This is a genomic window from Glycocaulis sp. (genome assembly GCF_052168375.1).
GTDB lineage: Bacteria > Pseudomonadota > Alphaproteobacteria > Caulobacterales > Maricaulaceae > Glycocaulis.
In genome coordinates this window covers 1-5,114 of the sequence record NZ_JBQLZR010000105.1, presented here as the reverse complement: position 1 = coordinate 5,114, position 5,114 = coordinate 1, and the positions used below count along the sequence as shown (strand labels likewise).

The following is a 5,114-nucleotide window of genomic DNA, read 5'->3' as shown; positions in this document are numbered from 1 at the left end:
CGTGGGCAGCGGCGCACTCGACTTCTGGGCGGGCAGCCTGCCTCCGGGGCCATACTATGAAGGCAATTACGGTGAGGGCGCCCATGGGCACCATCCGCCCATGTGGGTGTTGTTCAGCCCGATTGTTGTGACGCTTCTCGGTTTTGCACTGGCCTGGTGGTTCTATGTCGCCAATGAAGGCCTGCCGGCGAAGATTGCTGCCCGTGGCGGCCCGCTTCACAGCTTCCTCGCCAACAAATGGTATTTCGACGAGATCTACGAGTTCATCTTCGTGCGCGGTGCGCGCGGGCTGGGTGATCTCTTCTGGAAGATTGGCGACAAGCGCATCATTGACGGCTTTGGCCCGGACGGTGTCGCGGGCACCGTGATGCAGGCCGGGCGCCGGATCGTGCGCCTGCAATCAGGCTATCTCTATCACTACGCTTTCGTAATGCTGATCGGCGTTCTGGGCCTGGCCGTCTGGCTGGTCGCGCGGGCCGGGGGACAATAGGCATGCTGGGACAACTGCCCATCCTTACTGCGCTCACCTTCCTGCCGGCGCTGGGCGCGGTCGCCATCCTGGCGCTGCGCGCACTGATGCGCTCAGAAGACAGTGCGGCTCTCGACCGCAATGCACGCGGCGTCGCCCTGTTCGTGACTCTGTTCGTCTTCGCGCTGTCGATCCTGCTGGTGCTGGAATTCGATACCGCCCAACCGGGCTTCCAGTTCGTGGAGACGGCCGAATGGCTGTCGGCCATGGGCATCAATTACCGCATGGGTGTCGATGGCCTGTCGGTGCTGTTCGTCCTGCTGACCGCCTTCCTCATGCCGATCTGCATCCTGGCTAGCTGGAAGCTGGAAAAGCGCGTCGCCGATTACATGGCCGCCTTCTTGCTCCTCGAGGCGCTGGTTATCGGGATTTTCTGCGCCCTCGACCTCGTTCTCTTCTACATCTTCTTTGAAGGCTCGCTCATTCCGATGTTCCTCATCATCGGGGTGTGGGGCGGCGCGAACCGCATCTATGCGGCGTTCAAGTTCTTCCTCTACACCTTCCTCGGCTCGGTGCTGATGCTGGTGGCGATGATCTACATGTTTGTCGTGGCGGGCACGACCGACATCACGGTCCTTCTCGAGCACGAGTTCCTGCGCGATGCGCAGACCTGGCTGTGGCTGGCCTTCTTTGCCTCGTTCGCGGTGAAGATGCCCATGTGGCCGGTGCACACCTGGCTGCCGGACGCTCACGTCGAGGCGCCGACCGCAGGCTCGGTGATACTGGCGGGCATCCTGTTGAAGCTCGGCGGCTATGGCTTCCTGCGTTTCTCCATCCCGATGTTCCCCGACGCCAGCGCCTTCTTTGCGCCCATGGTGATGGTGCTCTCGGTGATCGCGATCATCTACACCTCGCTCGTCGCCTTCCGGCAGACCGATATCAAGAAGCTCATCGCCTATTCGTCGGTGGCCCACATGGGATTTGTGACCATGGGCCTATTCACGATGAACGCTCTGGGCGTGCAGGGCGCGATCTTCCAGATGCTCTCGCACGGCGTCATTTCGGGCGCGCTCTTCCTGTGCGTCGGCGTGATCTATGACCGCTTCCACACACGCGACATCGCCTTCTACGGCGGCCTCGTTCACAAGATGCCGGTCTATGCGGCCTTCTTCGCGCTCTTCACCATGGCCAATGTCGGCTTGCCAGGCACGTCGGGCTTTGTCGGTGAAATCATGACCATGATGGGCGCGTTCGAGTATGACCCGCGCGTCGCCTTCGGGGCTGCCTTTGGCGTGATCGTCTCGGCCGTCTACATGCTGACGCTCTACAAGAAGGTCGTGTTTGGCGAGATGAGCAATCCGAAGCTGGAAACGGCGACCGATCTCGACTGGCGCGAATGGATAAATCTCGGCGTGCTCGCCTTCCTCGCCATCTGGCTCGGCTTCTTCACGACCCCGATCACGGACGTCACCACCGCGTCGGTCGAAGCGCTGATCTCGCAATACCAGGGGGCGCTTGCCGCCTCCGCCAACCCGTAAACTTCAAGGCCTGACGCCCATGACCGCATCTGCGCTGCTTGCTGATCTGAGCCTCGTCATCCCGGAACTGGTGCTGGCCATTGGTGCAATGGGCCTGCTCCTTGCCGGTGTCTTCATCAAGGGCGAGGAAGCGGCGGCGCGCATCGTTTCCATGGCAGCGCTCGCGCTGCTGGTGCTGGCGGCGGGCGTGTCGGTTTTCCTGGCGCCGCAAGGTGGCGGCACGGCGTTCTTCGGCGCCTTCGTGCTCGACAGCTTCTCGCTCTATGCCAAAGCCGTGATCTATCTGGCAGCGGCGATCGCTCTGGTGCTTGCTGGTCACTATCTGCAGACCGAGCGCCTGGCCCGTTTTGAGTATCCCGTCCTCATCCTGCTGGCGACGCTCGGCATGTCGGTGATGGTCTCTGCCGGTGACCTTATTGCGCTCTATCTCGGCCTCGAGCTGCAATCGCTGGCGCTCTACATCCTGGCAGCCTTCAACCGCGACAGCCTGCGCGCTTCCGAAGCCGGCCTGAAATATTTCGTGCTCGGCGCTCTGTCCTCGGGTCTGCTCCTTTATGGCGCATCTCTGGTCTACGGCTTTGCCGGATCGACCGATTTTGGCGCCATCGCGCTGGCAGCGGAAAATCCGTCCGTTGGCTTGCTCTTCGGTCTCGTCTTCGTGGTGTCGGGGCTCGCGTTCAAGATTTCCGCCGCGCCGTTCCACATGTGGACGCCGGACGTGTACGAAGGCGCACCGACCCCGGTTGCCGCCTTCTTCGCCACCGCGCCGAAACTGGCCGCCATGGTGCTACTGATCCGCGTTCTGATGGAGCCGTTCGGCGCGATGGCCGACCAGTGGCAGCAGATCACGATCCTGCTGGCGATCCTCTCGATGGCGATTGGCGCATTCGGGGCGCTCCTGCAGACGAACATCAAGCGTCTGATGGCCTATTCCTCCATCGGCAATATGGGCTATGCGCTCGTCGGCCTCTCTGCAGGCAGTGAAGCTGCGGTCTGGGCCGTGCTGCTCTACATGACGCTCTATGTGATCGGCGTAGCCGGCGCCTTCGGGGTGATCCTGTCCATGCGCCGTTCGGAAGGCATGGTGGAGCGCATCGAGGATCTGGCCGGTCTGTCGCGCAATCGTCCGGGCCTTGCGCTCGCCTTCACCGGGCTTCTCCTGTCGATTGGCGGCATGCCGTTTCTGGTCGGCTTCTTCGGCAAGCTGTTCGTGTTCTATGCCGCGGTTGAAGCAGGCCTTGTCTGGCTGGCCGTGCTGGGCGGTATCTTCTCGGCGGTGTCCATCGCCTACTATCTGATGATCCTCAAGCGGGTCTGGTTCGATGAGCCGACGGCAGAGTTCCTCAACCCGCCGGCCAGCGTGGCCATCATCACGCGCGTGACAGGTATCGCGACCGTCGGCCTGCTCCTTCTGGTGCCCTTCATGCTCACCCGCGTCATCGAGGCCGGATCGGTAATCGGCGGCTAGATGGCCACCATCCGGATCGATCACTACGCCGAGATAGACTCCACCAATGAAGAGGCCCGCCGCCGTGCCCTGGCGGGCGAGCGCGGCCCGGTCTGGATACGCGCTGACCGCCAGAATGCCGGCCGGGGGCGGCGTGGCCGCGAATGGATCAGCCGACCGGGCAATCTCTTCATCACGGGCCTCTACGTCCTTGATACGCAGGCCGCAGACGCTGCACGTCTGTCCTTTGCCGCCGCCCTGAGCGTCGCCGATCTTGTCGCGGAGCTGGCACCAACGCTGTCGCCGCGCCTGAAATGGCCTAATGACGTGCTGGTGGAGGGACGCAAGATTTGCGGCATCCTGCTGGAATCCGGGAATGCGCCAGGCGGTGGACTGTGGCTGGCGGTGGGAATTGGAGTGAACCTCGCCCATCACCCCGAAGACGCCGAGCGACCTGCGACGAGCCTGGCGGCCTACGGGGTCAAGGCTGATCCGGCAGAGGCTGGACAGCATCTGGCGGAGCATTTCGACATCTGGTTGCAGCGCTGGCAGCAGAGCGGTTTTGCGCCCCTCCGCGACGCCTGGCTTGCCCGCGCCCACGGTCTTGGCGAAAAGGCGACAGCGCGGCTGGAATCCGAAACGGTGGAAGGTGTCTTTGTGGACCTGATGCCCGATGGCGCGCTGCGCCTTGATCTGGCAGATGGAAGCCGCCGCGTTATCTCCGCCGGAGATGTCTTCTTTCCGGCATTGATGAAAGGCTGACTTCGAGATGCTGCTTGCCATAGATTGCGGCAATACCAACACGCTGTTTGCCGTCCATGACGGGCAGGACTGGCGCGCCCAGTGGCGCACCGCAACTTACAGCCCGCGCACAGCTGATGAATACGCGGTCTGGCTGGCGCAACTCATGAGCCTTCAGGGCCTCAGCTTTGACGATCTCACGGCCTGCGTGATTTCGTCGGTCGTGCCGCAATCGCTTTTCAACCTGCGCAATCTTTCGCGGCGCTATGTGAAGACAGAGCCGCTGGTGATTGGTGATGCAGGCGTCGATCTGGGCATAAGGGTCAACCTTGAGCGCCCGGGCGAAGCCGGCGCGGACAGGCTGGTCAATGCGCTGGGATGCCGGATGAAGTATCCGGGCAATCTGATCATCGTGGATTCCGGGACAGCCACCACCTTTGATGTGGTGTCGGCGGACGGCGTGTTTGAGGGCGGCATCATCGCGCCCGGCATCAATCTGTCGATGCAGGCCCTGCATACGGCAGCGGCGCAGTTGCCGCGTATCGCGATCGAACGCCCGGACCGGGTGATCGGGCGCAATACGGTCGGTGCCATGCAATCGGGCGTGTTCTGGGGCTATATCGACTTGATTGACGGGCTGGTCAGCCGCATCCGTGCCGAGTACGCACAGCCCATGAATGTGATTGCGACCGGCGGAGTGGCCTCCCTGTTCGAGGGGGCCTCGAAAACCATCGATCATTTCGACGCGGATGTAACCATTCGCGGTCTGTTGGAAGTCTGGCGCCTGAATAGCGTCCGAAAGGGAGGCTGAGGCGTGAGTTCTGGCGAGAATACGGTCTATTTCCTGCCGCTGGGCGGTTCAGGCGAAATCGGCATGAACCTGAACCTCTACGGCTTCGGGCCGGAAGAGGACCGCAAG

The 5,114-nt window shown here is 62.5% G+C and carries 4 protein-coding genes and 1 pseudogene; all 5 read left to right on the top strand.

The genetic code is table 11. The features are described from left to right. Window positions 1-490, top strand: a pseudogene (locus ACTS2Z_RS04225) (NADH-quinone oxidoreductase subunit L); the annotation flags it as partial. Between the two features lie 2 nt (window positions 491-492). Next, window positions 493-2,007 (top strand): NADH-quinone oxidoreductase subunit M, encoded by a 1,515-nt coding sequence (locus tag ACTS2Z_RS04220; protein WP_442571980.1) that lies wholly within the window; start codon window positions 493-495, stop codon window positions 2,005-2,007. Between the two features lie 19 nt (window positions 2,008-2,026). Then, window positions 2,027-3,475, top strand: coding sequence for an NADH-quinone oxidoreductase subunit NuoN (gene nuoN / locus ACTS2Z_RS04215; RefSeq protein ID WP_442571979.1), 1,449 nt, complete (start codon window positions 2,027-2,029; stop codon window positions 3,473-3,475). After that, a complete protein-coding gene (locus tag ACTS2Z_RS04210) occupies window positions 3,476-4,216 on the top strand; it encodes a biotin--[acetyl-CoA-carboxylase] ligase (RefSeq protein WP_442571978.1) in 741 nt (246 codons plus the stop codon). It abuts the gene before it with no gap. A 7-nt stretch (window positions 4,217-4,223) separates the two neighbouring features. Next, window positions 4,224-5,006, top strand: a complete 783-nt coding sequence (locus ACTS2Z_RS04205) for a type III pantothenate kinase (protein ID WP_442571977.1) — start codon at window positions 4,224-4,226, stop codon at window positions 5,004-5,006. Window positions 5,007-5,114: the final 108 nt, after the last annotated feature.

What these genes read in the sequence shown, in the direction of transcription:
- ACTS2Z_RS04220 (WP_442571980.1), top strand. Translation starts at nt 493, where the DNA reads ATGCTGGGACAACTGCCCATCCTTACTGCGCTCACCTTCCTGCCGGCG.
- ACTS2Z_RS04205 (WP_442571977.1), top strand. Translation starts at nt 4,224, where the DNA reads ATGCTGCTTGCCATAGATTGCGGCAATACCAACACGCTGTTTGCCGTC.
- ACTS2Z_RS04210 (WP_442571978.1), top strand. Translation starts at nt 3,476, where the DNA reads ATGGCCACCATCCGGATCGATCACTACGCCGAGATAGACTCCACCAAT.
- nuoN (WP_442571979.1), top strand. Translation starts at nt 2,027, where the DNA reads ATGACCGCATCTGCGCTGCTTGCTGATCTGAGCCTCGTCATCCCGGAA.